This window comes from Brevibacterium sp. R8603A2 (assembly GCF_023072605.1).
Classification (GTDB): domain Bacteria; phylum Actinomycetota; class Actinomycetes; order Actinomycetales; family Brevibacteriaceae; genus Brevibacterium; species Brevibacterium pityocampae.
In genome coordinates, this window is the sequence record NZ_JALLGN010000002.1 from 148106 (window position 1) to 174724 (window position 26619).

27 protein-coding genes are annotated in these 26619 nt (G+C 72.2%); 2 read left to right on the forward strand and 25 right to left on the reverse strand.

Annotation, left to right across the window (positions count from 1 at the left end; genetic code table 11):
* Window positions 1-76 precede the first annotated feature (76 nt).
* From MTQ12_RS03015 to merA, 10 genes are all read right to left on the reverse strand, one after another.
* Entirely contained in the window at window positions 77-469 is a 393-nt protein-coding gene (locus MTQ12_RS03015) for a hypothetical protein (RefSeq protein WP_247423840.1), read from the reverse strand.
* A gap of 131 nt (window positions 470-600) precedes the next feature.
* Window positions 601-4134, reverse strand: coding sequence for a chromosome segregation protein SMC (gene smc / locus MTQ12_RS03020; RefSeq protein ID WP_247423842.1), 3534 nt, complete (start codon window positions 4132-4134; stop codon window positions 601-603).
* A gap of 125 nt (window positions 4135-4259) precedes the next feature.
* On the reverse strand, window positions 4260-5501 hold the full coding sequence (locus MTQ12_RS03025) for a type II toxin-antitoxin system HipA family toxin (RefSeq protein ID WP_247423844.1): 1242 nt from the start codon (window positions 5499-5501) through the stop codon (window positions 4260-4262).
* On the reverse strand, window positions 5498-5785 hold the full coding sequence (locus MTQ12_RS03030; RefSeq protein WP_247423847.1) for a helix-turn-helix transcriptional regulator: 288 nt from the start codon (window positions 5783-5785) through the stop codon (window positions 5498-5500). Before MTQ12_RS03030 ends, MTQ12_RS03025 begins: the two co-directional genes overlap by 4 nt.
* Window positions 5786-6023: 238 nt before the next feature.
* The gene (locus MTQ12_RS15130; protein ID WP_348983838.1) at window positions 6024-6281 is read right to left on the reverse strand and encodes a zinc finger domain-containing protein; all 258 of its coding nucleotides are present in this window, start codon (window positions 6279-6281) and stop codon (window positions 6024-6026) included.
* A 479-nt stretch (window positions 6282-6760) separates the two neighbouring features.
* A complete protein-coding gene (locus MTQ12_RS03040; protein ID WP_137320156.1) occupies window positions 6761-7678 on the reverse strand; it encodes a cytochrome c biogenesis protein CcdA in 918 nt (305 codons plus the stop codon).
* Between the two features lie 3 nt (window positions 7679-7681).
* Entirely contained in the window at window positions 7682-8209 is a 528-nt protein-coding gene (locus MTQ12_RS03045; protein ID WP_137320157.1) for a TlpA disulfide reductase family protein, read from the reverse strand.
* Entirely contained in the window at window positions 8206-8502 is a 297-nt protein-coding gene (locus MTQ12_RS03050) for a hypothetical protein (RefSeq protein WP_137320158.1), read from the reverse strand. The genes MTQ12_RS03045 and MTQ12_RS03050 overlap by 4 nt, the downstream gene beginning before the upstream one ends.
* Window positions 8503-8531: 29 nt before the next feature.
* On the reverse strand, window positions 8532-9194 hold the full coding sequence (merB, locus tag MTQ12_RS03055; protein WP_137320159.1) for an organomercurial lyase MerB: 663 nt from the start codon (window positions 9192-9194) through the stop codon (window positions 8532-8534).
* Window positions 9195-9244: 50 nt separating this feature from the next.
* The gene (merA, locus tag MTQ12_RS03060) at window positions 9245-10666 is read right to left on the reverse strand and encodes a mercury(II) reductase (protein ID WP_137320160.1); all 1422 of its coding nucleotides are present in this window, start codon (window positions 10664-10666) and stop codon (window positions 9245-9247) included.
* A gap of 104 nt (window positions 10667-10770) precedes the next feature.
* Here merA and MTQ12_RS03065 point away from each other — a divergent pair, with 104 nt between their 5' ends.
* Window positions 10771-11160 (forward strand): heavy metal-responsive transcriptional regulator, encoded by a 390-nt coding sequence (locus MTQ12_RS03065; protein ID WP_070436137.1) that lies wholly within the window; start codon window positions 10771-10773, stop codon window positions 11158-11160.
* Window positions 11161-11487: 327 nt separating this feature from the next.
* Here MTQ12_RS03065 and mutM read toward each other — a convergent pair whose 3' ends face one another.
* The 10 genes from mutM to thiL all read right to left on the reverse strand — a co-directional run bounded on the left by mutM (window position 11488) and on the right by thiL (window position 21226).
* Window positions 11488-12465 carry a bifunctional DNA-formamidopyrimidine glycosylase/DNA-(apurinic or apyrimidinic site) lyase gene (gene mutM, locus MTQ12_RS03070; RefSeq protein ID WP_137320161.1) on the reverse strand — a complete coding sequence of 326 codons (978 nt, stop codon included), beginning with the start codon at window positions 12463-12465 and terminating at the stop codon, window positions 11488-11490.
* A gap of 33 nt (window positions 12466-12498) precedes the next feature.
* Complete coding sequence (rnc, locus tag MTQ12_RS03075; protein ID WP_247423851.1) at window positions 12499-13206, reverse strand: ribonuclease III; 708 nt, start codon at window positions 13204-13206, stop codon at window positions 12499-12501.
* A gap of 31 nt (window positions 13207-13237) precedes the next feature.
* Complete coding sequence (gene rpmF / locus MTQ12_RS03080; RefSeq protein WP_101651830.1) at window positions 13238-13441, reverse strand: 50S ribosomal protein L32; 204 nt, start codon at window positions 13439-13441, stop codon at window positions 13238-13240.
* A 2-nt stretch (window positions 13442-13443) separates the two neighbouring features.
* A complete protein-coding gene (locus MTQ12_RS03085; RefSeq protein ID WP_137320162.1) occupies window positions 13444-13971 on the reverse strand; it encodes a DUF177 domain-containing protein in 528 nt (175 codons plus the stop codon).
* Window positions 13972-14035: 64 nt separating this feature from the next.
* A complete protein-coding gene (locus tag MTQ12_RS03090) occupies window positions 14036-15268 on the reverse strand; it encodes an MFS transporter (protein WP_247423853.1) in 1233 nt (410 codons plus the stop codon).
* A complete protein-coding gene (gene coaD, locus MTQ12_RS03095; RefSeq protein WP_137320164.1) occupies window positions 15265-15756 on the reverse strand; it encodes a pantetheine-phosphate adenylyltransferase in 492 nt (163 codons plus the stop codon). The genes MTQ12_RS03090 and coaD overlap by 4 nt, the downstream gene beginning before the upstream one ends.
* A 9-nt stretch (window positions 15757-15765) precedes the next feature.
* Window positions 15766-16356 (reverse strand): 16S rRNA (guanine(966)-N(2))-methyltransferase RsmD, encoded by a 591-nt coding sequence (gene rsmD, locus MTQ12_RS03100; protein ID WP_137320165.1) that lies wholly within the window; start codon window positions 16354-16356, stop codon window positions 15766-15768.
* Complete coding sequence (locus MTQ12_RS03105) at window positions 16356-18602, reverse strand: ATP-dependent DNA helicase RecG (protein WP_137320166.1); 2247 nt, start codon at window positions 18600-18602, stop codon at window positions 16356-16358. Before MTQ12_RS03105 ends, rsmD begins: the two co-directional genes overlap by 1 nt.
* Window positions 18603-18626: 24 nt before the next feature.
* On the reverse strand, window positions 18627-20213 hold the full coding sequence (locus MTQ12_RS03110; protein ID WP_175406989.1) for a DAK2 domain-containing protein: 1587 nt from the start codon (window positions 20211-20213) through the stop codon (window positions 18627-18629).
* Window positions 20210-21226 (reverse strand): thiamine-phosphate kinase, encoded by a 1017-nt coding sequence (gene thiL, locus MTQ12_RS03115; protein ID WP_137320168.1) that lies wholly within the window; start codon window positions 21224-21226, stop codon window positions 20210-20212. The genes MTQ12_RS03110 and thiL overlap by 4 nt, the downstream gene beginning before the upstream one ends.
* 37 nt (window positions 21227-21263) lie before the next feature.
* Between thiL and MTQ12_RS03120 the strand changes: the two genes are divergently transcribed.
* The gene (locus MTQ12_RS03120) at window positions 21264-21743 is read left to right on the forward strand and encodes a DUF3515 family protein (RefSeq protein WP_137320169.1); all 480 of its coding nucleotides are present in this window, start codon (window positions 21264-21266) and stop codon (window positions 21741-21743) included.
* Between the two features lie 29 nt (window positions 21744-21772).
* Here the strand turns inward: MTQ12_RS03120 and MTQ12_RS03125 are convergent, their stop codons facing one another.
* The 5 genes from MTQ12_RS03125 to murA are packed head-to-tail and all read right to left on the reverse strand — an operon-like array spanning window position 21773 to window position 26606.
* On the reverse strand, window positions 21773-22903 hold the full coding sequence (locus MTQ12_RS03125; RefSeq protein ID WP_247423855.1) for a D-alanine--D-alanine ligase family protein: 1131 nt from the start codon (window positions 22901-22903) through the stop codon (window positions 21773-21775).
* A gap of 9 nt (window positions 22904-22912) precedes the next feature.
* The gene (locus tag MTQ12_RS03130) at window positions 22913-23452 is read right to left on the reverse strand and encodes a YbhB/YbcL family Raf kinase inhibitor-like protein (RefSeq protein WP_247423858.1); all 540 of its coding nucleotides are present in this window, start codon (window positions 23450-23452) and stop codon (window positions 22913-22915) included.
* Between the two features lie 24 nt (window positions 23453-23476).
* The gene (locus tag MTQ12_RS03135; protein WP_137320172.1) at window positions 23477-24484 is read right to left on the reverse strand and encodes an NAD(P)H-dependent glycerol-3-phosphate dehydrogenase; all 1008 of its coding nucleotides are present in this window, start codon (window positions 24482-24484) and stop codon (window positions 23477-23479) included.
* Window positions 24481-25290, reverse strand: a complete 810-nt coding sequence (locus tag MTQ12_RS03140) for a lysophospholipid acyltransferase family protein (protein WP_247423860.1) — start codon at window positions 25288-25290, stop codon at window positions 24481-24483. Before MTQ12_RS03140 ends, MTQ12_RS03135 begins: the two co-directional genes overlap by 4 nt.
* Entirely contained in the window at window positions 25287-26606 is a 1320-nt protein-coding gene (gene murA, locus MTQ12_RS03145) for a UDP-N-acetylglucosamine 1-carboxyvinyltransferase (protein WP_247423862.1), read from the reverse strand. Before murA ends, MTQ12_RS03140 begins: the two co-directional genes overlap by 4 nt.
* Window positions 26607-26619: the final 13 nt, after the last annotated feature.

Below are 26619 nucleotides of genomic sequence, written 5' to 3' on the forward strand. Positions count from 1 at the left end.
GATCAGCTCCTAAGTGGGTTGCTGTGGGGTGGCGGGTCCGGTCCGACGAGCTGCGGCAGCCGGCCGGCGCGGCGGGTCAGCCGAAGAGCAGGACGACGGCGGTGCGGAAGCCGGTGCCGGTCTCCGGCACCTTCCAGTGCCGGGTGCGCGGCCGGAACGTCAGCCAGGGCGGCGAGGCGTGGCGGCGGGGCTGCGGGCGCAGGGCGTAGGAGTGCTCCTGCATCGCGGTCACGGCCGCCTGCTCGCGGGTCGCGAGGTGCGAGGTGTCCCCGTCGTGGCCGAAGAAGCCGTGGACGTCGTCGTCGAAGCCGGTCCATTCCGAGGGCAGGCGGAAGCGCTGGCGGCCTGCGGGCTTGATCCGGCCCTCGGCACGGAGGCCGGGCAGAGCGACGAGGAGGACGATGACGAGCCCGATGCCGAACGAGACACCGAGCCCGATGAGGATGACGATCCCGGCGCCTACATCCATCGGGTACCCCGCGTGGCGGTAGGTGAGGACATCGGCCGGTCGCTCCTTCGCTGGGTTGGGTCGCGGGCGTTCTCCCGCGAGGTCTCGGACCAGTGTATCCGCCCGCGCGGGGGCCGCCGGACGGGCGCGCGTCAGGACGGCTGGTGAATTCGCTGGGAGATCACGCGGGAGATGCCGTCACCGGACATCGTCACGCCGTAGAGGGCGTCGGCGATCTCCATCGTCCGCTTCTGGTGGGTGATGACGATGAGCTGCGAGGACTCGCGCAGCTCGCGGAACACGGTGAGGAGGCGGGACAGGTTGACGTCGTCGAGGGCGGCCTCGACCTCGTCCATGACGTAGAACGGGCTGGGCCGGGCCTTGAAGATCGCGACGAGCATCGCGACCGCGACGAGCGAGCGCTCCCCGCCCGACAGCAGGGAGAGCCGCTTGACCTTCTTGCCGGCCGGGCGGGCGTGGACCTCGACGCCGGTGGCGAGCATGTCCTCGGGGTCGGTGAGGGTGAGCGAGCCCTCGCCCCCGGGGAACAGGCGGGTGAAGATGTCGGCGAACTCCCGCTGGGTGTCCGCGAAGGCGGCGGCGAACACCTCTTTGACGTGGTCGTCGACCTCGCGCACGAGTCCCATGAGGTCGCGGCGGCTCGTCTCGATGTCGTTGATCTGCTTCTCGAGGAAGTCGTGGCGCTCGGTGAGCGCGGCGTACTCCTCGAGCGCGAGCGGATTGACCGCGCCGATCGACTTGAGCGTCCGCTCCGCGGCGGCGTGGGCATTCTCCACCGCGGCGCGGACGAACGGCTCCGGCGCGTCCTCCTCCGCCGGTCCGGGCACCGGCAGGTGGGGGCCGAACTGCTCGACGAGGTGGTCGGCGGACAGGCCGATCTCCGCCTGGGCGCGGCGGGTGAGCTCGTCGAGGTGGATGACGTGACGCTCCCGGGTGAGCTGGGCCTCGTGCTCGGCCCGGGTGAGCGCGGCGAGGTCGTCGGCCCGCTCCGTGCGGCGGGTGCGCGCCTCGGCGAGCGCGGATTCGAGCCCGCCGCGGTGGGCGCGGGAGGCGGCGAGCTCCTCCTCGGCCCCGGATTCGAGCGCGCTGAGGTGGGTGGCGAGGGCCGCGGCGACGCGGGCGAGCTCGCCGGCGCTGTCGGCCTGGGCGCGGCGGCGGGCAGCGGCGCGCGCGGCCTGCTCCCGGGCGGCCTCCTCGGTCTCGGCCTGGCGGCGCAGCGCGGCGACCCGGTCGGTGAGGAAGCCGGCCCGGTCCTCGATCGAGCGCAGCGCGATCCGCGCCTCCATGACCTCCTCGCCGAGCCGGCGGGCGGTCGCGGCGAGTGCGTCGCGCTCCTCGGTGTCGGGTTCGGCGTCGACGGTCTCGGAGTTCTCCGCGAGCGCTGCGTCGGCGGCCTCGAGCGCGGTGCGGGCGGCTTCGGCCTCCGCACCGAGGCGCTCGCGGGAGGCCGCGAGCTCGCTCAGCCGGGTGTCGAGCGCGTCGAGGGCGGCGGCGGCACGAGACAGCTCCTCGCCGGCGGTGACGATGCGGGCATCGGATTCGTGGAGGGCGCCGAGCGCGGCCTCGACGGCGACCCGGGCCCGCTCCTGCTCCGGGGCGAGGGCGGCGAGCGCGGCGGCGAGCTCCTCCCGGCGGGACCGCAGCCCGGCCATGAGCTCCTCGGTCTCCGCGAGCGCGGCGCGGGTGGCGATCCGGGCGGCCTCCGCGGAACCGGCCCGGCGGATGCCGCAGGCGCTGACGACCTCACCGGCCGGGGTGACGGACACGGTCTGCGGGTCCACGCGCAGGGCGGCGACCGCGGCGGTGAGGTCCGGGGCGGTCGTGACACCGGCGAGTGCGGTGTCGAGGAGGGCGGCGAGGCCGGGGTCCGGGGTGGTGACGAGTCCGCGCAGCGGGCGTGACCCCGCGGCCGAGGCGGCGGCCGGGGAGGCCGCGGGCGCGGAGGCATCGGGCGCGGAGTCGGCGGGGTCGGCGATGACGACGTCGACGAGGGTGTCGGGGCCGACGTGTTCGAGCACGGCGAGGGCGGCCTGCGGGTCGTCGGCGAGGATCGCCTCGGCCGCGTGGTCGAGGACGGCGGTGACCGCGGTCTCGTACCCGGCCTCGATGGTGAGGAGCTCGCCGACGGCCGCGCGCACGCCGGGGATGCCGGCGGCGAGGATGTCCGCGGTCGCGGCGGCGAGCCGGGTGCCGATCCGCAGCGCCTCGGCGCGGGCCTCGGCCTGGCCGAGCTCGGTGTCGACCTCACGGAGCTCGGCGCGCACGGCCGCGGTGCGCTCCTCGAGCGCCGTCTGTTCGGCGAGCGCGGATTCATGGGCGGCGTCGAGCTCGCTCTCCCCGGATTCGGAGGCCTCCGCCGCGGCCTGCGCTGCGGTGAGCCGGGTGCGGGCGGTGGTGAGCCGCTCGGTGAGGTCGGTCTCCGCGGTGTCGAGGGCGGTCAGCCCGGTCTGCGCGTCGGTGAGCGTCTTGTGGGCGACCTCGCGGGAGCTCTGCAGGTCGGCCCGGGAGCGCAGCTGGGCGGAGATCCGGGCGCGCTGCGCGGTGAGGGCGGTTTCGGCCTCGGTGAGCCGGGCCTGGGTCTCCTCGCGGCGCTCGGTGAGGGTGGTCAGCGTTCCGGTGCGGTCCTCGACCTCGCCGCGCACCTCGTCGAGTTCGGCGGCGTAGCGCTCGGCGCGTTCGCGCAGCGCGGCCGGGGTCTCGCCGGTGCGCTCCGGCGGGGCCTGCTGGAGGTAGTGGACGCGGTCGCCGGCCCGTTCGGCGAGGGCGGCGGCGCGGGCGGCCAGGGTGCCGGCGGTGCGGAGCCGACGACGGATCTCCTCGGTGCCGGATTCGTGCCCGGTGATCTCCGATTCGAGCTCCGCGATCCGGGTATCCAGCCCGGCGAGCTCGGCTACGAGGGCGGCGGTGCGCTCCGGGGCGCTCTCGGGGCCGGCCGCGGAGGCGAGCCGCGCCTGGGCCTGGACGATGTCGTCGGCGAGCAGGCGGGCGGCGGTGTCGCGCAGGGTCGCCTGGACGACGGCGGCGCGCTTCGCGGCCTTCGCCTGCCGTCCGAGCGGTCCGAGCTGGCGGGCGAGCTCGGCGCGGAGGTCGGAGAGACGGTCGAGGTTGGTCTGCAGGCCGGTGAGCTTGCGCAGGGCCTTGTCCTTGCGGCGGCGGTGCTTGAGGACGCCGGCGGCCTCCTCGATGAAGCCGCGCCGCTCGAGCGGGTCGGCGTGGAGGATCTGGTCGAGGCGCCCCTGCCCGACGATGACGTGCATCTCCTTGCCGAGCCCGGAGTCGTTGAGGAGCTCCTGGATGTCGAGCAGGCGGGCCGGGGCGCCGTTGACGGCGTACTCGCTGCCGCCGGTGCGGAACAGCGTGCGGGAGATCGTCACCTCGGTGTACTCGATCGGGATCGCTCCGTCGGTGTTGTCGATCGTCAGGCTGACCTCGGCGCGGCCGAGCGCCTGGCGCTGCGAGGTCCCGGCGAAGATCACGTCGTCCATCTTGCCGCCGCGCAGGTTCTTCGCCCCCTGCTCCCCCATCACCCAGGCGAGCGCGTCGACGACGTTCGACTTGCCCGAGCCGTTCGGGCCGACGACGCAGGTGATCCCGGGCTCGAGGTCGATGCGCGTGGCGGACGCGAAGGACTTGAAGCCGCGCAGGGACAGGGACTTGAGGTACATGGTGGCCTCAGCCTATCCGGGCCCGGCGCGGGGGCCGCGGGTGTGCGGGGCAGATGTGGCTCGACCGGCCGCCGACGGTCGGACGCTCCCACTCGTCAACGGGCACAGCGGCGGCTCTCCTGACATCATGTCGTGCCTGCGGCGGCAGCCACAGCGCCCAAGCGGGTCTCGATCGATTCAGCCATCTCTGTGATCTCGCGTTCCCGGATCCCGTTCGAACGCGCAGCCTCTCTCCATGCCGCCAGTGCCGCGGAGACGGCACGGATCCGCTCACGCGCCTGATCGACCGTCAGGCTGCACTCCTGCGCCAGTGCGAGCAGGGCCTCGGCTTCATCGGGAAGCGCATCGGCGCCCATGATCGAGGTGGCGCGCGTTCGCCATGGGTCAGGGCTCGGGTTGACGTCGAACGCGGGGCTGAGCGTCCAGAATCCTCGGTCGGCGAGGAACCCGTGGTTGCGCAGGTGATCGTCGGTGTTTCCCAGGGCGACGCCGGCGACTGCGCGATCGAAGAGCTCGTGGTGGTCTGTCGAGAGGGAACGCGAGAGATCCCTCATGGATCCGGCGATCTCGCCATAGTCGCGGTGGTCGCCGTCGGATGCGGCGAGCGCCGTCATCGCACTGATGTAGCCGACGCGGTGCCCACGGGGCGTGCGGTCGAACCGTCTCAGGAGGAGCACGCTGCGCTCTCCTACTCGGGTGAGCCGTCGATCGGGTGTTCTGATCCCCGCGGCGTCCAGTAGATCCAAGGCCGTCGCCTCCCAGGCCATGACGTCCCACTGGTCGCTGCCGTGCGGGAACTTGGCGATCGCCAGTGCGCCGTCCTCGAGGCGCACCGAGGCCTTGGGGCGGGCCCCGCCCAGCCCGGTCGTCCCCGTGTCGAGCAGCTGCTTCACTGCGGCAGCGGGGTCCTCGTCCGAGGTGAGCTCGTCGGAGGCGCGCAGCAGCTCCGGGAGCGAGACCAGCTGCGGCACGTGAGACGGCTCGCCGAGGAACTCCGTGCTGCCTGCGAGCCGATACCGCAGGGCTCCCTGGCGCGTGTCGTCGCTGACACCCAGGAGGAAGTCGAGGTCATCGAGTCGGCGCGGCGCTCGGTGTGCCTCACGGGCCCGGACGCGCTCCGCCTTCTCGATGAGGTTCCGCCCCCAGCGGTCGGGAGCACTGTCCGCGAAGGCTCGCACCAGCCCGGACTGGTGCTGCGCGCCCGCCGTCACCGGCAGGGCCGGGTCGATGCTGCTGCCGCCCCCCGCCAGATAGCCCGGGTCGTAGAGGAACGTGGTGGAGATCCGGCCGCGCCGTCTGCTGAAGTGCGCCTGGCCCACCAGTGCGGGCTCCCCGGCCCGATCGACGAAGATCTCGACGGTGGTCATCGCGCACGCTTCCTCACGAGCTTGCCGGCGCGAAGCCTGCCGATATCGCTCTCGAGCGGGTCGACCGCATCGACGGCCTTCTCAAGGACCCCGAGGGCGCGCAGCACCTGTGCGACGTTGCCGAAGCCCACACCTGCGTCCCCGGACTCGACCCTGCGCAGGGTATCCCGGGTGATGCCGGCGCGCTCCGCCACCTGCTGAGCGGTGAGCCCCAGCACCATGCGCCAACCGCGCACGTGCTCACCGAACTCCGCGAGCTCGCGGTCGATCCGATACCCAGGCATTCCGCCACCTCCTGTCAATGACGAGAATAGCACGCACATCATGATACTGTGACGAGTATCCTCGGCATTCTAATGGCGCACATCGAGGTGTCCGCGCCGGCGGCAGTGGTGGACGGGACTGCACGGATCCCTGGTGAGAGGCGCGCCCAGCGCACGACGAGTGCTGGATGACGCGTGGACGACCCTGCTGGTGGCCGACTCACCGGACTCGTCAGTGCGCCGCACCCGAACGGTGGACTCAGCCTGTCCGGGCCCGACGCGGCGGCCGCTGGCATGCGGGGCACACGTGCGACGAGCGGCCGCCGACGGTGAGCCGGGTGATCGGGGTGCCGCAGCGCGGGCAGGGCTGCCCGGTGCGGCCGTAGACCTGGAGGCTGCGCGCGAAGTACCCCAACTTCCCACGATAGATACATTGAAAAACTGGGAGCCTCTGAAGGTGGCGTTTCCGCTGGTCAGAGGATACTTCACGGTGAGACGACGCGTGAAGGACGCGCACTGCCTACACACCAGAGTACGGCCTCAGGACTTCAACATGTCAACGGCCCGGTCGAAGGAAGAATCGGGCATCCGTGACCGTGGGCACAGGATGCCTCCGCCAACGAAGATGGGCACTGCGTCGGCTACGACGCAGTCCCGGCCTCCCCTTCTCTTCTTCTCTTGGCGTCCTGTTCGAGCAGGTGGTCCGTGAAGACCTTGGCGATGAACGTCGTCTGCTCCCGCGTCAGCGGCGGCGCGGCCTGGCGGATCTTCCGGACGTGCTCGGCGTGCGCGGTCAGGCCGAACGCCCGGGTCCAGGTCGGAGACCCGGATCAGCGTCTTGATGACCATGCGTCCGTCGCGTCCGTCCACCTTCTCGGTCCGGGCGGGGAGCCTGCCCTGCCAGACGCGCCGCCAGCTGCTCTTGCTGCAGCCGTGGCGCTCTGCCGAGGCGGCGACGTCGAGCCATTCGTCCACGGCCATCGGCCAGGGTTGTGGTCACTCGGTTTCTGCGCTCTGCCGGTCGTCGGCAGAGCGCGCTGGCTCCGGGGCGCAGCAGTCTGCCTCAGTCTTCCGGAGGCTGGCGCGGCGGCGACGGCTGAGGGTCCCGATCAGCAGCACGACGATCACGGCGGCGACGGACACTCCGGTGACGACACCGACGTGTCCTTGGACCCAGCCCGACACCGCAGTGGCGACTCCGGCGACGGCGTTGGTGCGACTGGAGGCGGCAGCGTCGCCGGTGGCGGCCGGGTACCAGTACCAGGCCAGATAGGCACCGGTGAGTACGAGGACGAAGGCAGTAATCCTGGGCCCATAGCGCGCCAGCGATGCGATGCGTCGCGACAGCGCCGAACCTGCTGCGGCGGCGGCAACGGCGACGATCAGCAAGACGGTGGCAGAGCCCGCGGCGTACACGCCGAACACGAGGAGCAGCCCTGCGAAGCTGGCTGTGGCCTGGGCCTGCGCGATGACGGCCAGGAGTACGCCGAAGGTGCACGACAGCGACGCCGCGGCGTAGCCGACCCCGAAGACGACCATGCGTGCGGTGCTCGGCGGACGCGCCGTGACCCGGCTGGGGATGCCGGGCAGCCGGAGCGAGAACGAGCGACCGGCCAGCATCGCCGCGCCGAACAGGACGAGCACGACGCCGACGGCGAGCCCCAGTGCTGGAGCGGCCTGGATCAGGCTCCGCGCTCCGGCGCTCACAGCGATACCCGCCAGCGCCAGCGTGCCTGCGAACCCGATCGTCACGGCGAGGCCTGCCCGCAGCGATCGCAGGAGGCGCACCGGGGCCGGGGAGGATGCGGCGTCGCCCAGCGCGTGGGTGATCCACGCCGGGAGCAGGGCAAAGCCGCAGGGATTGACCGGGGCGATCATCCCGGCGGCGAAAGCGAGCGCGAGAAGTCCACCCATGGCTCAGGCCCCGGCCTTCTCGAGCTCGGCGACGATCGTGTCGGCGGCGGGGTCGGTGGCGCGGAATGTCACCTTGCCGTCGGCGTCGACGATGATCAGGGTGGACAGCGCGGCGACGTCGAAGCGCTGCGACAGGACCGCGCCCTCGTCGATGGCGGCGGGGACGTGTTCGGCCTCGACGTACTCCATGAAGCCCTCAATGGTCTCCTTGGGCTCGCGCGGATCCATGTCGACGGCGAGGAACTGTGCATCAGTGCCGTTGTCCTCGGCGCTGGCGGCGGCTTCACCGAGGGACCGGACGCCGCCGACGCATTCGCCGCAGCCGACGGAGAAGAAGAACACGGCGGTGGGCTTCCCAGCGGCTGGCAGGCTGATTTGCTGGCCGTCGATACTGGTCACGGGTGCGGGCGAGCCGGCGTCTGCGGAGGACCTGTCCTCGTCGGCGCTACCACAGGCACTCAAGGCCAGAGAACCCACGATCAGGAGGCCTGCGAGCGAAAGGGTTGTGCGGCGGGTGAGGGATATCGTCATCGGTTCTGGTCGTCCTTCGGGTCGGCGGGGTGGGTGGGGTCGGTCGGCAGGCAGCAGTCGGGTCCGGTGCGGCCGTGGCGGGCTCGGCGGCGGGCGACGACCAGCAGGACGAGCGCGACGAGCGCGATGCCCGCACCGATCACCCAGGGGCTGCCGAGGAGGCCTCCGACGCCGGCGAGCACTCCCCCGGCTATGAGCAATGGCAGTGCGCAGCAGACGGCCATGAGCAGCACTGCACCTGCCCCGAAGAGCAGGCCTCCGCCACCTGGCCGGTCATAGTGTTCTGATGTCATCTGTATCTCGAATCTCTCGAAGCCTTGGGTCAGCAGCAGCGGCGGCAGTCGTCGGCCGCCGAGACATCACCCTGGGACCGGTCGAGCAGGCGCGCGGCGAGTTCGGCTCCGATCCGATGCGCCTCGGCCACCGGCACCGCCTCGGCCCCGGGATGCTCGGCGAGCCACTCGGCAGCGTCGCCAACAGAGGTGAAGTAGTGCACCTGGTTGCAGAACGACGATCGGATCGAGGTGATCTGGTCCGGATTCATCAGCGAGACCACGGCAGTGGCGGGCTCGATGCTTATGGCTCCGGCGACCGGATCGACGGCGACGCGGATCATCTCGCCGCTGGCCGGGGAGACCGACTCCACGCGCGCTGGGCGGCCGAGAAGCGCCGGGAAGACCAGGGTGTCCAGCGCGCACCAGGTGTAGAGCCCTTCTCCTGACGCGGTGAACCGGTGCGGGGTGGGCCGCAGGGTGAGGCCCTGGCCGACGATCCGACCCAGGTCGTCGTACTCGGTGTCGGGCACCGCTGCCAGCCCGCTCCTGACCTGCTCGGGTGTGCGGCCCGCGGCCGTGGCGAGCTGCTCGACCGTGACGGGATCGCCGTCGGCGAGAAGCCGAAGCAGCGGGATCAGCAGGCCGGGATCGAGGCCGGTCTCCTCGGTCCGGCTGAGCCGCTCGGGCAGTCGTGTGCTGAGATCGGTCATTGCGGATTCCTCCAGTTCTGGGTTCGGGTATTCGCTGTCTTCAGGACGGGTCATGCGCAGCAGGACAGCTTGGCGACGTCGGCGGTGAAGGCCTTGGCGACGATCCGGATGCCCTCGGCCATGGTCAGGTAGGGTGCCCAGGCGTCGGCGACCTCGGCGATGGTCTTGCCGAGCACGTGGACCCCGGCGGCGGCCAGCTCCCCCGCGTCCTTGGCGACCGCGGTCAGCCCCAGGATCTCCCCGGTGTCCGCGTCGGCGACCATCTTGATGAAGCCGCGGGTGTCGCGATTGACCAGCGCGCGGGGCACGTAGTGCAGGGGCAGGACGCGGCAGTCGCAGCGGATCCCCGCCTCGAGGACCTGCTTCTCGGTCATCCCGACCGCGCCGATGGCAGGAGAGGTGAACGTCACCCGGGGCAGCCTCGCGTAGTCCACCGGCTTCTGGGCATCTGTGAACGCGTTCTCAGCCACGAGGGTGCCGTGGTGGGCGGCGACATAGACGAACTCGGGGTGCCCGGTGACGTCCCCCGCGGCCCAGACCCGGGGGTTGGACGACTGCAGCTGGTCAGAGACGACGATCTGCCCGGCGTCGCCAGTCTTCACCTCCACCGCCTCGAGGTTGAGTCCCTCGGTGACCGGCCGTCGGCCGAGCGCGACCAGAACCTGGTCGGCGCGGAAGTCCTGCGATCCGCCGGACACGTCGGCGGTGACGACGACCTGTCCGTCCGCGTCGCGGGCGACGCGGGTCGGGACCACTCGGCGGACCACTCGGATGCCCTCGTCGGAGAAGACCTCGGCCAGGGCATTGGACACCTCCAGCTCCTCCTTCGACGCCAGCCGGGAACGGACCAGCAGGGTCACCTTCGCCCCGAGACGCGCATACAGCTGGGCCTGCTCCAGCGCCACGTAGCCGCCGCCGAGCACCAGCAGCGACTTCGGCACCGCCGTCAGCTCCATCGCCGTGGTCGAGGTCAGGTACCCGGCCTCTTCCAGGCCCTCGATCGGCGGGGCCCATGGCCGGGATCCGGTCGCGACCAGGTACTGGTCAGCCTCGATGGTCCCGACGGCCCCGTCGGGTCCGACGACCTCCAGGACCGGCGCGTCGGGGGTGCCGGCGAACGAGGCGTCGCCCTTGCGGACGTGCCATCCGTACGCCTCGGCGACATCGACGTACTTCTCGCCTCGCAGGCCCTCGACCAGGTCCTGCTTGCTCCCGATCAGCGCCGGCATGTCCACCGGATCCGCCGACGTTTCGATCCCCGGGAAACGGTCGGCGGCGTCGGCCGCGGAGTGCCGCGCGTCGGCGGCGGCGATGAGCGCCTTCGACGGCACGCAGCCGGTGTTCACGCAGGTTCCGCCGAGCGTCCCGCGCTCGATCATCACCACCGACTTGCCGAGCGTGTTCGCACGGATCGCGGCGGCGAACGCTCCGCCGCCCGATCCGATGATGGCGAGGTCGTACTTCGTAGGCATCCCTGCTCCTGTCAGTCCTTGGTCTTCTGTTCCGTCATCAACTATGCTGGACCTTCCAGTACAGGGGAAGGTCAAGTACGGCCGCGACACGATCGGAGGACGGCGTGAAGATCGGGGAGCTCGCACAGGCGGCCGGCACCACGGCCAAGACCCTGAGGTTCTACGAGGAGCAGGGGCTGCTACCGCCGCCCGGCAGGACGTCGTCGGGGTACCGTGACTACCCGCCGGACGCGATCGCACGTGTCGACTTCGTCCACCGCGGCCAGGCCGCCGGCCTCACCCTCGCCCAGATCCGCCAGATCATGGACATCCGCGACGCCGGACGTGCCCCGTGCGACCACGTGCGCGACCTGCTCGACGCGCGCCTGCACGACATCGAGCAGCAGATCTCCCAGCTGTCCGCACTGCGCGACACCATCACGGACCTCCGGGACGATGCAGCGCACCCCGAGCCGGAGACCTGCAGCGCCGATCAGGTGTGTCGCTACCTGTAGGTCCTCGTCAGACGTCGAAAGTTGTGAAAGGAAGACCGTCAGTCAGCCTCGACGGCTTCGTCGATTGAACGGGTCTCATGGACCGCCGCTGCAAGTCAGTGCCCACCCCGAACTGGGCAAATCGCCCTGTCCTCACCACTGCCGGTTCGTGCCGTGGAACTGCAGTGTCCGCATCGACGCCCACGCGCGGTGCGAGAGAATACCGTGACCGGAGCGCTTCTGGAGCGACGGTGATCGTCCTACATTGACGTATCGGGAAACGAGGCGACGCCATGGCGATGTAGCCCGATCCCCTGTTTGTGATCGCGTCGCAGGCGACCGATCGAACTAGCGTTTCCGCTGGCAGACAGGGCAGAAGAAACTCGATCGGTTCATGAACTTCTCCCGCACGATCGACGTCCCGCAGCGCATGCAAGGCTGGCCAGCAAGACCGTAGGCATTCAGGCTGCGGGCAAAATAGCCGGATTCGCCGTTGACGTGGACGTAGAGCGCGTCGAAGCTCGTACCGCCCTGCTCGAGCGAGGCCCGCATGACCGCATCCGCCGCGGCGAGCACGGCACGGATGCGCGAGATCCGGGTGGAGTCCGCCGGGGCGAGCGGGTGGACGCCGGCGGCGAACAGCGCCTCGTCGGCGTAGATGTTGCCGATCCCGCTCACCGTCGTCTGGTCGAGGAGCGCGATCTTGAGCGCAGTGCGCTTCCGCTGGATCCGGCGGGCGACGGCCTCGAGGTCGAAGCCGGGCTCGAGCGGGTCGGGCGCGATGTGCGCGGCCGAACCGGGCACGAGTCCCGCGCTGCCGTCCGGCTGCGCACCGGGCCGGTGCGGGTCGGGAACGAGGGGCTCGACGCCGAGGTGCCCGAAGATCCGCTGGTCGAGGAACCGGAGCTCGGTGGGAGGAGCTGCGGGGTCGGCTTCGGCCGGGCCCGGACCGGCGAGGTCGAGGACCGCCCGGGTGTGGCGGTGGAGCGGGTCGGCCGGCGTGTGGACGCGGAACTGACCGCTCATCCCGAGGTGCACGGAGAGCGCGAGCGGCGGGCCGCTCGGGTCGACGGCCCGGCCCGGGCGCCACGGACCCCGCTCGGGCGCCAACGGCAGCCAGAGGAACTTGCCCCGGCGCTCCACCGCGGCGATCTCCCGCCCGGTGAGGAGCTCCGTGAACTCCTCGACCGCACCGGCGGCGATGGTCCGGTTCGAGGTGGTGCCGAGGATCCGCGGATCGAGGACCCGCACCCCGGTGACCCGACGGCCGGCGGCCCAGGTCCGCAGGCCGCTCGCGACGCTCTCGACCTCGGGCAGCTCAGGCACGGGGCGACCGGGCGGCAGGGGCTGGCGAGCGCATCAGCGGCGGTAGTCGGGGTGCTGCACCGCGATGGTGCGCACGGCGGCCTCGGCGGCGCGCGCCTCGGCGTTCTTCTTCGAGGTGCCCTCGCCGCTGCCCCATTCGGTGTCGCCGAGCAGCACGGTGGCGGTGAAGACGCGCGCGTGGTCGGGCCCGCGGGAGTCGAGCGCGTAGCTCACCGGCCCGAGCGCGAGGTCCGCGGCGGCCTCCTGGAGCGTCGTCTTGTAGTCCATGCCGGCGCCGAGCTGCACTGCGTCGCAGAGCATGTCGTCGACGAGCCGGTGGACGAGCGCGAAGGCGTCCTCGGGCCCGCAGCCGATGTACGTCGCCCCGATGAGCGATTCGACGGTGTCGGCGAGGATCGAGTCCTTGTCGCGGCCGCCGGTGAGCTCCTCCCCCTTGCCGAGGAAGATGAACTCCCCGATCCCCAGCCCGCGGCCGATCGCGGCGAGGGCGCGGGTGTTGACCACGGCCGAGCGCATCTTCGCCAGGCGGCCCTCCGGCAGGTCGGGGTTGTCGCGGAAGAGCGATTCGGTGGCGACGAGCTGGAGCACCGCGTCGCCGAGGAACTCGAGCCGCTCGTTCGTCGGGATGCCCCCGTTCTCGAACGCGAAGCTCCGATGCGTGAGGGCAAGACGAAGCGTCCCGGGGTCGATATCGACTCCGAGACGCTCGTTGAGATGGTGCAGGTCCGGGTGGGACTCCACGGATCGCGTACTGATCAGCCGGTGGGCGTGATCAGATGTCGGCGACCTTGCGTCCCTTGTACTCAAGGAACAGCGGGGTGCCGGCGGAGTCCTCGACGACCTTGGCCTGGTGGGGGCGCGAGTACACAACGCGACCGTTCTCCACAGTCTTGACCAGGGTCGGAACCTGGGCCTTCCACTGCGAACGACGGTGGCGGGTGTTGCTGCGCGACATCTTGCGCTTCGGAACAGCCACGTCTAGCTCTCTTTCTTCTCGTCCAACAAGTTCTTCAGTGCCGACCAGCGGGGGTCCGTCTCCGGCACGCTCTCGGGCAGATCCTCGCCCAGCGTGTACCGGAAGGCCTCGCCGTCCTCGTCCTCGTCCTTGACGGGGCGGAACGGCAGGGCCATCACGACGGCGTCCCGGATCGCCGGTTCGAGGTCGATCCGGTCACGATCGACCGTGTACGACTCCTCGTCCCCGGGCTCGCGCTCGTAGACGAAGAGCTCTGTGATCGCCACATCGAGCGGCAACTCCAGATCCTCGAGCGTCCGGGCATCCTGCCCCTGAGCCGCAGCGCGGACGCTGCCGGAGACGTAGATCCCCTCGACGACGCTCTCGAGCTGCAGTGCGAGCTCGATCGGCGAACCCTCGGGCACACCGATCATCTCGATCCGCAGGTCCTCGGGAGCCGGTACCGTGGTGTCCAGCCTCGACCACTCCCCGGGCCTGTCGATGAGACCCAGCTTGCGGAGGTCGAGCACGAGTTCGGATCGGTTCCTCATGTCTCACCTCCATCGTCGATGCCGCACACGCCGGGATCGGACCCCGCGGATGACACGCGAGACACTAGTCTAGACGCTCCCGAGGTGAACTTCCAGTCGGCGGAGCCCCGCGCAGCGCGGTCGATCCGGCGGCAGTGAGGAGGAGCGCACCGGACAGCAGGAACACCGCCCCGGTCGGCCCGAAAGCCGCGACCCCGGCCGCCGCGGTGGGGATGACGACCTGGCTCAGCCGGTTGCCGGCGAGCCGGATCGAGAGCACCGCGGCCCGGTTCGCGGGGTCGGCGAGCGTCGACACCCAGGTCATCGTCATCGGCTGCGTGAGCCCGAAGGCGAACCCGGCGGCGACCATGAGGATCGCGAGCACCCAGAACCGCGGCTGCACCGGGATGAGGAGGAGCGCGATCCCCCCGGTCAGGCTGGCGAGCGCGAGCAGGCGGGTGAAGTGGACGAGCCGGGTGAGCCGTCCGATGGAGAGCCGGGACACGATCGAGGCGAGCGTGCGCAGGGTGAGGAGCGCGGCCACCGCCTGCACCCCGAGGCCGTAGCGCTGGCCGATGAGCGGCAGGTAGGCGGTCATGATGTCGACGGCGGCGAGCGTGGCCATCGAGGCGAAGATCGCCGGCTTCATCCCCCGGGTGCCGAGGATGGCGAGCGGCGAGCGGACGCTCGAGCGCGCCTCCGCCCTGGGTACGTGGCGCACCGCCGGGCGGCGCGTGATGCCGACCATCGCCGGCACCGCGAGCGCGGCGATCCCGGCCATCGCCCACATCGCCGGCTGCACGTGGGCGTCGGCCCCGCCGGTGCCGGCGATGAGGCCGGCCACCGGCACGCCGACCGCCTGCCCGGCGGAGACCCCGACGGTGAGCGTGCCGAAGCGACGGTTGAGGTCGGACTGCGCGAAGGACTGCGGGATGAGTGCCTGCCCGGACACGGTGGTGAGCACCTGCCCCATGCCGAGCGCCATGTTCGCCGCGAGCAGCACCGCCACCCCCGGGGACCAGGCGGCGCCGGCGGCCGGGAGGATCGTGAGCACGGTGCCGATCCACATCACCGGCATCGCGTAGCCGCGGTCCACCCAGCGACCGATCGGGATCGCGGCGAGCAGCGGGGCGAGCGAGTAGGTGGCGGTGACGAGGCCGAGCACCCCCGCCCCGCCGCCGAGCTCGAGGGTGCGGTAGGAGATGAGCACGCGCAGCCCGTTGTAGGCGGCGTGGACGATGAGGGTGTAGACGATGAGCGCGGTGAACCAGCCGGGTCCGCGCCGCCCGGAGTGCGCGCGTTCGGCGCTCGCGGTCATCCGCGCTTCGCGTCCATCGCCTCCAGGACAGCGGCGGGCACGAGGCCGGAGACGTCGCCGCCGAGTGCGTGGACCTCCCGGATGAGGGAGGAGGACACGTGCTCGAAGCGCGGGTCGCCGGGGACGAAGATCGTCTCGAGCTCGGTGAGGTGGCGGTTCATCAGCGCCATCGGCAGCTCGTAGGCGAAGTCGGTGCCCGAGCGCAGGCCCTTGATCACCGCGCGCGCCCCGATGTCCCGGCAGTAGTCGACGAGCAGGCCGCCGGGCACGTCGTCGATGACGATGTTCTCAGCCGCCGCGGTGCGTGCGTCCTCCTCGAGCCCGGCGGTGATGAGCGCGATGCGCTGGGCCAGCGGGAAGTTGCCCGTCTTCGAGGGGTTGTGCACGACGGCGACGACGACCTCGTCGAACAGGGCCGAGGCGCGCGCGGCGATGTCGATGTGGCCGACGGTGACGGGATCGTAGGACCCGGGCAGGACTACCTTCATGCGGCCATCCTAATGCTCACCCGCTGCGGCCTCCCGGGCGGCGTCCTCGGTGAGCTGGAGGAGCCACAGTCGGGTCTCCCCCGTCGTCCTCTCGCGGTACACCTCGAGATCGGCGGGCAGCGCGGGGGCCGGGGAGCGCGAGGAGCGCTCGAGCACGACGAGGGAGTCCACCCCGGCGAGGACGGGCACGAGGAGCGCGAGCACCTCGGCGACGTCCGACTCGCCCAGCGGATAGGGCGGGTCGGCGAACACGAGATCGGCCGAGCGGGCCGGGCGCTCCCGCAGCGCCGTCGTCGCCTGCCGGGTGAGCACCTCGGCCCGGTCGTCGAACCCGAGGGAGCGGATGTTGCCGGTGATGACCCGGGCCACCGAAGCCGCCTTCTCGACGAACACCGCGCGCGCAGCCCCCCGGCTCAGCGCCTCGAGGCCGAGCGCCCCGGAGCCGGCGAACACGTCGAGCACCCGCGCTCCGTCGAGCACGCCCAGCGCGGCGAGGGAGGAGAACAGTGATTCGCGCACCCGGTCGGAGGTCGGCCGGGTGCCGTCGCCGGGCGGCGCGCTCAGCGGCCGGCCGCGGTGGGTGCCTGCGATGATCCGCATCAGCCGGCCTCGATCCAGTCCTCGTCCGCCGCCCCGAGGATCCGGTCGATGGCCGCCCGCAGGGCCGGCTGCCCGGTCAGGCCCGGGTCGGCGGCGACGACCTGCCGGGCGGCCTCGCGCGCCTGCTCGATGATCTCGACGTCGCGGATCACCGACAGGTGGCGCAGGGAGCTGCCGCGGCCGGACTGGGCGCGGCCGAGCACGTCGCCCTCGCGGCGCTGCTCGACGTCGTACTCGGCGAGCGCGAAGCCGTCGAGTGTCGCAGCGACCGTCTCGAGCCGCTCCATCGCCTCGGATCCGGCGGCGCGGCGGGTGACGAGGAAGCAGGTGGCGGCCGAGCCGTCGCGGCCCACCCGCCCGCGCAGCTGGTGGAGCTGGGCGACGCCGAACCGATCGGCGTCGTAGACGACCATGGTGCGGGCGTTGGGCACGTCGATGCCGACCTCGATGACGGTGGTCGCGACGAGGACGTCGATCTCCCCGGCGGCGAACAGCCGCATCACCGTGTCCTTGTGGGCCGCGTCCATCCGCCCGTGGAGGCTCGCGACCCGCAGGCCGGCGACGGCCGGGTGCTCCTGCACGCGGGCGACGAGGTCGTCGACGCCGAGCACCTCGGGCACGGGTTCGCCCTCGGCGTCGATCTCCGGCGGCTGGGTCTCGATCCGGGAGGCGACGATGAAGGTCTGCTCGCCGCGCGCCCCGCTCTCCCCCACGATCTCGAGGATCCGGCCGAGCCAGCGGGGGTGGGCGTCGAGCGACACCGCGTGGCTGGTGATCTCCCGGGTCCCGCCGGGCATGTCGGAGAGCACGGACACGTCGAGGTCGCCGAACACCGTCATCGCGACGGTGCGCGGGATCGGGGTCGCGGTCATGACGAGGGTGTGCGGGATCCGGTCGCCGCCCTTGGCCCGCAGGCTCTCCCGCTGCCGCACACCGAACCGGTGCTGCTCGTCGACGACGACGAGGCCGAGGCGGGAGAACATCGTCGTGTCCGACAGCAGGGCATGGGTGCCGACGAGGATGTCGATCCGCCCGGACACGAGGTCGAGGAGGAGCCGCTTGCGCTCGGCGGTCGACAGCGATCCGGTGAGCAGCCCGACGCGCACCCGGCGCGCGCCCGGACTGCCGGCCCCGGCCCACACCGTGGTGAGGTCCCCCGCCGCTCCGCTCGGGTCGAACAGGCCGTCGGGTTCGGCGAGGCCGCCGAGGTAGCGCAGGAGCGAGCGGTGGTGCTGGGCGGCGAGCACCTCGGTCGGGGCGAGGAGGGCGGCCTGGGCGCCGGAGTCGACGGCCTGGAGCATGGCGCGCAGGGCGACGAGCGTCTTGCCGGAGCCCACGTCGCCGTGGAGCAGGCGGTTCATCGGCTCCTCCCCGGCGAGGTCGGTCGCGATCGCGTCGCCGACCGCGTGCTGGGAGCCGGTGAGGGCGAAGGGCAGGCCCGCGTCGAAGGTGCCGAGCAGCCCGGCGGAGCGCGGTGCCCCGTCCTCGTCCCCGTCACCGGCACCGGCACCGGGCAGGGCGATGGCCCGGTCGTCGGCGGCGAGCGCCTTGCGGGACAGCAGCTCGGCCTGCAGCGCATAGGCCTCCTCGAACTTCCAGCGCCGTCGGGCGCGCTGCGGCTGGTGCTCGTCGACGGGCCGGTGCATCCATTCGAGCGCGGTGCGGTAGTCGGGCAGGCCGTTGACGGCGCGGATCTCGTCGGCGATCGGGTCGGCGAAGGCCTCGGGCGGGGCGGTGTCGAGGAGGACGCGGATGAGCCGCTGGATGCGGGTCGTCGCGATCGTGCTCGTCGCCCGGTAGACGGGGATCGGCACGGACAGGTCCTCGTCGTCGAGCGATTCCGTGCCGGTCGGGTTGAGCCAGCGCGGCGAGGCGATCTGCACGGTCCCGCGGTACAGGGTGACCTTGCCGGTGAGCGCCACGTGCCGGCCGGTGGTGAGCGTGTTCGCGATCCACGGCTGGTTGAAGAACGGCGCTTCGACGTCGGACAGGCCGTCGGAGAGCACGACGGTGGTGAGCGACTTCCGGTTCGCGAGCTGCTTGGCGGTCACGCGCACCACGCGGGCGCTCACCACGGCGACGGTGTCGGGCACGAGCGCATCGAGCGGGGTGACCTCCCCGGGCACCACGTAGGTGCGGGGGAAGTGGCGCAGCGCGTCCTCGAGGGTGGTGATGCCGACGGTCGCGAGGTCGGTGAGATCGCGCTTGCGGGAGATCAGCTTCGCCAGCGGGGTGTCGGTGCTCATGGGGTGCCTCCCGTCCGCCCGGTCCTATTCGACGCCGAGCACCGCGTAGCCGCGCGGGTGCAGGCTGTGGACGGTCTCGACGGAGATCTCCGGGTGGGCGTGCGCGAGGTGCGCGGACAGCGCGGCGCCCACCGTTTCCGGCAGCCGGGCGCCGGTGACGACGGTGAGGAGCTCCCCGCCCGCGCCGAGCAGTCGTTCGGCGAGCGCGACGACGGCCTCGACGGGGTCGGTCTCGACGGCGCGGATCCGGCCGTCGATGACGGTGAGGAGATCGCCGGTCTCGAACATCAGGGGGCCGGCGGAACCGGTGCGGGCCTGCACCACCGCGCCCACCCGGGTGGCTGCGGCGGCCTCGGACATGTCGGCGTGGATGACGCGCGGGTCCTCGGCCGCATCGTGGACGGCGAGCGCGGAGAGCACTGCGGCGACCGAGCGGGAGCGCACGATGCTCACGTCCTCGGCCGTGCCGTGGGCGGCCTGCACGCGCTTGAGCGCGGCGGCGCTGTCGGGCACGACGACGACCGGGGAGGAGGCGTCGGCGATGAGCTCGGTGAGGCGCTCGTGGACGGCGGGGTGGTCGGAGTCGAGGACCAGCGCGTCCTGCAGCCCGCAGGCGAACAGCAGCCCGACTCCGCTGGCGAACGCGATCACCGTGGTCCGGGTGTCGCTCCCCCCGGTCACCGACAGGTCCTCGACACGCAGGTCGGACACCCCGTAGGCGTCGCAGGCGGTGAGCACCGCGAGCGCGTGCTCCTCGTCGGGGACATGGACGTGGACCATCGGCCACGACACGACGACGGAGGTGCCGCGCGCCTTGGCGAGCAGCCGCTTGACCGGGCGGGTGCGGTCCTTCTCCTCCGCGAGGTGGAACACGAGCTCGAGGGCGTCCTCGCCGTCGCCGTGGCCGCCGCCGGTGAGGACCGGGAGGGCGACGCCTGCGGACGCGTCGTGGGCGATGCCGCGCTCGGAGGTCGGGGCGCGCCCGGTGACGGTGAGGTAGAGGAGGTCGAACAGCTCGACGATGCCGGTGGACCCGGCGTCGACGATGTTCGCCTCGAACAGCACGTCGAGCTGACCGGTGGTCTCCCGCAGGGCGGCGCGGGAGCGGGCGCGGACCGCCTCGATCTGTGCGATGAGGGTGTCCCCGGCCTCGGCACGCGTGCGGGCTTCGGCGGCCATCGCCTCGAGCACGGTGAGCATGGTGCCGTCGACGGGGTCGGCGACGGCCTCCCGGGCGCGGAGGGCGGCGAGCTCGAGGGCCGAGGCGAAGGCGGGCGCGTCGAGCACGGTGACGCCTTCGAGGGCGTCGGCGACGCCGCGCAGCGCGACGGACAGGATGAGGCCGGAGTTGCCCCGCGCCCCGCGCAGCGCGCCGGTGGCCATCGCGCCGATGACCTCGGGGAGGGTGACGGAGCCGGACAGGCTCTCCACCGCGCGGTAGGCGCTGCGCACGGTGTGGTAGAGGTTCGACCCGGTGTCGCCGTCGGGGACGGGGAACACATTGAGCGCGTTGATGTCGTTGCGCTCGCGGCGCAGCCGCTCCACGGTGCGGCGGGCCCAGCGGGCGGCCAGCCGACCGTTGAGTCGGACCGGGTCCTCCTCCGTGCTCACCTGTCCCCCGTGAAATGCCTGAATGCGGTGTCGGCGACCGGCTCCCCGTCGAGGGAGACGCCGGAATCGCCCGCCCGGCACGTGCCGATGCGCGTCCAGCCTACCGGAATGCGCCCCGGATCCACGGTGGCGATGAACCCGTGGTCCTCTCCCCCGGTGAGCACCCAGTGGAGGGCGCGGGCCGCGGGGTCGGGGTCCCCGAGCGCGCGGGCCGCCGGGACCAGGGGCGCGGCGAGCGCGGTGAGGGCGTCGCGGTCGAGCGCGGCGGCCACCCCCGAGGCGCGGGCGACCCGGCCGAGATCGCCGGCGAGTCCGTCGGAGGCGTCGATGAGGGCGTGCGCGGACCCGGCGATCGTTGCGGCCGCGGCGTAGTCCGGGCGCGGGGCACGCTGCACCTCGATGAGAGCGGCGAGGTCCGCCGGGGCGCCCTCGGGGGCGCACCCGGCGAGGAGGAGGTCGAGGCCGGCGGCCGCCCGGCCGAGGGTGCCGGCGAGCACGACCGCATCGCCGGGCCGGGCTCCGGAGCGGAGCACCGCGGGCCCGGTCAGCGTGCCGAGCGCGGTGACGGACACGATGAGGCAGGGGCCGCCGGACAGGTCGCCGCCGAGCACGCTCGCCCCGGCGCGCCGCGCCTCGGCCGCGAACCCGTCCATGATCCCGGTGAGCACGTCCACCGGGGTGGTGCCGGGAGCACCGAGGGAGATGACGAGCCCGTGCGGGGCGGCGCCCATCGCGTGGACGTCGGCGAGATTCTGGGCGGCGGCCTTGACGCCCAGTCGCACCGGATCGCACCAGGCGGGCAGGAAGTCCTCCCCCTCGACGAGCATGTCCGCGGTGGTGACCAGACGACCCTCGATCCGGGACACCGCGGCGTCGTCGCCGGGCCCCACCGGCACCCGGGCGGGGTCCGGGGCGGGCAGCCGCGCGAGGATCCGGGCGAGCACCCCGTCCTCCCCGAGCGCTTCGAGGGTGGGGTTCGCGGCGGAGTTCACGGAGTCGGCAGGAGGGGTCATAGTCCCCCAGTATGCCAAGCGGACTACCCTGGGAGGCATGCTCCGTCGCCTCCTCCCGCTCCTCGTCCTCGCACCCGTGCTCGCGGCCTGCACCCCGGCCCTCGTCCTCGAGCCGGCCCCGCAGGCGCACGACCCGGCCTGTGCGGAGGTCATGCTGCGGATGCCCGATGAGATCGACGGGACCCCGGACCGCGACACCTCGGCGCAGGGCACCGAGGCCTGGGGGGATCCGGCGCTCGCGATCGCGCGCTGCGGGATGGAGCCGCCGGCGCCCACGACGGACCGCTGCGTCACCGTCGACGGAGTGGACTGGATCTCCACCGAGGAGTCCGAGGAGTCGTGGACGTTCGTCACCTACGGGCGCACGCCCGCCGTCGAGGTGATCCTCGACCCGACCCGGGTGTCCGGGGCGACGGTGCTGTCCACGGTGTCCCCCGCGGTCACCGTGCTCGAGCAGACCGGTGAGTGCGTGGGCGCCCAGGACGCCGAGCAGGTGCCCGAGGCGCCCGAGAGCTGAGCGCTGTCCGCCCGACCGGCGGCTGCCGCTCAGGCGGAGATGCCGGGAGCGGCGGCGGGGACGTCCTCGAGCGCGGTGCGGATGAGCTCGGCGACGACGCTCGGGTAGTCGACGCCGCTCGCCTCCCACATGCGGGGGAACATCGAGCTCGGCGTCATGCCGGGCAGGGTGTTGATCTCGTTGATGACGACCTCGCCGGCGGGGGTGACGAAAGTGTCGACGCGGGCCAGGCCGGTGCAGTCGAAGGCTTCGAAGGCCCGGACCGAGGCGGCTCGCACGCGGTCGGCGACCTCGCTGTCGAGGTCCGCGGGACAGCTGAGGACGACGGCATCGCCGTCGAGGTACTTCGCCTCGAAGTCGTAGAACTCGTGATCGCCGACGACGGTGATCTCCCCGAGCTCGCTCGCCCGGGCGGGCTCGCGGTGGATCGAGCCGAGCACCCCGCACTCGATCTCGCGGCCGGTGACCATGGGCTCGACGATGACCTTGTGGTCGTGGGCGAAGGCCTCGGCGAACGCCGCGGCGAGTCCTGGGGCGTCGGCGACCTTGGACACGCCGACGCTCGAGCCGGCGCGCGCGGGCTTGACGAAAACGGGGAAGCCGAGGCCGGTGACGCGCTCCGTCACGGCGGCGGGGTCGGCCTGCCATTCACGGTCGGTCACCCGCTCCCACGGGCACACCTCGAGGCCGGCGGCGCGGAGCACGATCTTCATGAAGTGCTTGTCCATGCTCGCCGCGGAGGCGTAGACGCCCGAGCCCACGTAGGGGGTGCCGGAGAGCTCGAAGAAGCCCTGGATCGTGCCGTCCTCGCCGAACGGGCCGTGGAGCATGGGGAAGTAGACATCGACCGCGCCGAGCTCGGTGACCGCACCGCCGGCGTCCCGGTGGAGCAGCGGGGCCCCGGTGGCGGCGATCGGCGGGATCACCGCGGTGCCGTCGTCGGCGACCTCCGGCATCGCCGCGGCGTCGAAGTGCATGTCCTGCCAGTCCTCGACGAGCCGCCACGTGCCGTCCTGGGTGATGCCGATCGCCAGCGCCCGGTACTGCGCGGGGTCGATCGCCGCGAGCACCCCGGCAGCCGTGACGCAGCTGACGGAGTGCTCCGGCGAACGGCCGCCGAACAGCACGGCGACGAGCGGACGGGTGTCTGCGGGAGTCATCCCCCCAGATTACTTCGCCTCGAAAGTGGTTTCGATCCAGGCGCGCCCGATGGACTTGAAGAACAGGTTGAAGCCGACGAAGGCCGGGGACGCCGAGTCGTCGAGGCCGAGCGGCTCGGACAGCGCGTGGACGATGAAGAAGTAGCGGTGCGGGCCGTGGCCCTCCGGCGGGGCGGCGCCGACGAAGCGGGGCTCCCCGGCGTCGTTGCGCATGGTGACCGCGGCCTCGGGCAGGAGCCCGGCGTCGGGGTCGCCGGCGTTCGTCGGGAGCGCGGTGACGTCGGCGGGGAGGTCGGCGACGACCCAGTGCCAGAAGCCGGAGCCGGTGGGCGCCTCGGGGTCGTAGCAGGTCACCGCGAAGGCCTTGGTCTCCGCGGGGAACCCGGACCAGGACAGCTGCGGGGAGACGTCCTCGCCGCCGGGCACGCCCATGATCCCGGAGCGCTGCGCCGCGGCGAGCTCGCCGCCTTCGGTGATGTCCTCGCTGGTGAGCTCGAAGCGCGGGACCTCGTTGAGGTTGGCGAACGGCGAGTTGTGGAATTCGGTCATGGCGACTCCTCGGGTATCGGTCGGCTAGTGCGTCGGTCCTTCGGTCTTCCTCTTCCGAGCCAATAGCAATCCGGCGAGTTCGTCAACACGCAGGCGCCCGCCGAGCACCGCGACGACGGCCTGGGTGATCGGCAGCTCGACGCCGCGGGAGCGGCCGAGCTCGAGCACTGCGGCGGCGGACTTCACGCCCTCGGCGGTCTGCCGGGTGCGGGCAGCGGCCTCCTCGAGGGTGAGACCCTCCCCGAGCAGCCGGCCGAACGAGCGGTTGCGCGACAGCGGCGAGGCGCAGGTCGCGACGAGGTCGCCGAGCCCGGCGAGGCCGGACAGGGTGTGGAGCTCGGCACCCATGTCGAGGGCCAGCCGCGAGGTCTCTGCGAGACCGCGGGTGATCACCGAGGCCTTGGAGTTGTCGCCGAGCCCCTGCCCGTCGCACATCCCCACGGCGAGCGCGATGACGTTCTTGATCGCCCCGCCGAGCTCGACGCCGGTGACGTCGGTGTTCGTGTAGGGCCGGAAGTAGGGGTTCGCGGTGAGCGCGGCGATCCGCTCCGCGGTCTGCGCGCTGTGCGAGGCGACGACGGTGGCGGTGGGCTGCCGGGCGGCGATCTCCTTGGCGAGGTTGGGACCGGACACGATCGCGATCCGCTCCCCCGGCATCCCGGAGACATCGGCGATGACCTCGCTCATCCGCTTCCCGGTGTCGACCTCGATGCCCTTCATCAGGCTGACGAGGATCGCATCGGGTGCGAGCAGCGGGGTCCAGGCGGCGAGGTTCTCCCGCAGGGACTGGGCGGGCACCGCGAGCACGACGACCTCGGCGCCGGTGAGCGCTGCCGCCGGGTCCGCGGTCGCGGTGATCCGCTCGTTGAGCACGAGCTCGCCCAGGTAGGCGCGGTTGGTGTGGTGGGCGGTGATCTCCTCGGCGACCTCGGGCCGGCGCGCCCACAGGGTGACGTCGTTCCCGGCGTCGGCGATCACGCCGGCGAAGGTCGTGCCCCAGGATCCGGCGCCGAGCACGGCGATGCGGCTCATCGGCCGGCCTCCGGGTCCTCGGTGAGCGCGGCGCGGAACCGCTCGGGCAGCTCCTCCCCGCGCAGCCGGGCCACGCCGGCGGCGATGTGGCAGGTGATGCGGTCGGTGAGCGCGCGGATGCCGTCGTGGTCGTAGGCGAGATCCTCATAGGCGATCGGATCGCCGAACAGCACCGTGCACACCGAGCCGGGGCTCGGCTTCGGGATCTTCGAACCCACCGGCATCGGCTTCTGCAGGCCCCAGTGCGCGAGCGGGATCACCGGGGCGCGGGTCTGCAGGGCGAGCCGGGCCGCCCCGGTCTTCGAGGGCTCCGGCCACAGCTCGGGGTCCTTGGTCAGGGTGCCCTGCGGGTAGATGACGACCTTCTCCCCGGCCTCGAGCGCGGCGCGCGCGTACTGGAGGGAGTCGCCGGCCCGGGCGGAGCCGCGGAGCACCGGGATCTGTCCGATCCGCTTGAGCACCGCCCCCACGATGCCGGTGAACAGCCCGGACTTCGCGAGGTAGTGCGGCAGGTAGCCGTTGCGCCACAGGGTCAGCCCGATCGCGATCGGGTCGAGGTAGCTCGCGTGGTAGGGCACGATGATCGCCGGACCCTCGGGGATCCGGTCGAGGCCGAGGACCTCGATCCGCCCGAACAGCGGGTAGAGGAGGCCCACGGGGCCGGCGATGAAGGGAGCGGACCGGTACTGGCTCCGCAGCGCCGGGTCGTCGAACTCGACGTGGTACTTCGGGGCGTGGAACTTCTTGGCGGTCTTGGGCACGCGGGGCTCCGGGGTCGCAGGGTCGGTCCTCTCCGGGGCGCTCATCCGGCGCTCACCCGGGCCCCCAGTCCGTCGAGCTTGTCGAGGAAGTCTTCGTAGCCGCGGTTGATGAGCTCGATGCCGCGCACCCGTGAGGTGCCCTCGGCGGCGAGGGCGGCGATGAGGTGGGAGAACCCGCCGCGCAGGTCGGGCACCTCGATGTCCGCGCCGCGCAGCGGGGTGGGCCCGGAGATCACGGCGGAGTGGCGGAAGTTGCGGCGGCCGAACCGGCACGGGGTGCCGCCCAGGCACTCGCGGTAGAGCTGGATCGTCGCGCCCATCCGGCCGAGCGCATCGGTGAATCCGAACCGGTTCTCGTACACGGTCTCGTGGATGATCGAGAGCCCGGTGGCCTGGGTGAGGGCGACGACGAGCGGCTGCTGCCAGTCGGTCATGAAGCCGGGGTGGACGTCGGTCTCGAGGACGATCGAGTTGAGCGGTCCGCCGGGGTGGCTGAATCGGATGCCGTCCTCGAGCACCTCGAAGGCGCCGCCGATCTTGCGGAACACGTTGAGGAAGGTGATCATGTCCTGCTGGTGCGCGCCCTCGACGACGATGTCGCCGCCGGTGGCGAGGGCCGCCGATGCCCAGGACGCCGCCTCGATGCGGTCGGGCAGGGCGCGGTGGGTGTAGCCGGTCATCGACTCGACGCCCTCGATCCGGACCACCCGGTCGGTGTCGACGGAGATGATCGCGCCCATCTTCTGCAGGACCGCGACGAGGTCCATGATCTCGGGCTCGATCGCGGCGTTCTTGAGCTCGGTGATGCCCTCGGCGCGCACCGCGGTGAGGAGCACCTGCTCGGTCGCGCCGACGGACGGGTACGGCAGCTCGACCTTGGTGCCGCGCAGCCGCTGGGCGGCGGTGAGGCGGATGCCACCGGGGGTCTTGTCGACGGTGGCGCCGAACTGCCGGAGCACGTCGAGGTGGAAGTCGATCGGCCGGTCGCCGATCCGGCAGCCGCCGAGGTCGGGGATGAAGGCCTGTCCGAGGCAGTGGAGCAGCGGGCCGCAGAACAGGATCGGGATGCGCGAGGCGCCGGCGTGGGCGTCGATGTCGACGATCGAGCCCTGGGATGCCCCGGCCGGGTCGAAGGTGAGCTCGCCGTCGGGGAGGCCGGAGTCCGGGCCGGCGCTCACGCTCACCCCGTGGACGTCCAGCAGCCCGGTGACGACCTCGACATCGCGGATCCGCGGGACGCCGCGGAGCACCGAGGGTGTGTCGCCGAGCAGCGAGGCGACCATCGCCTTGGAGACGAGGTTCTTCGCCCCGCGGACGCGGACGCGACCCGCCAGCGGCGTGCCTCCGTGGACCTCGAGCATGTTCCTCCTCGCG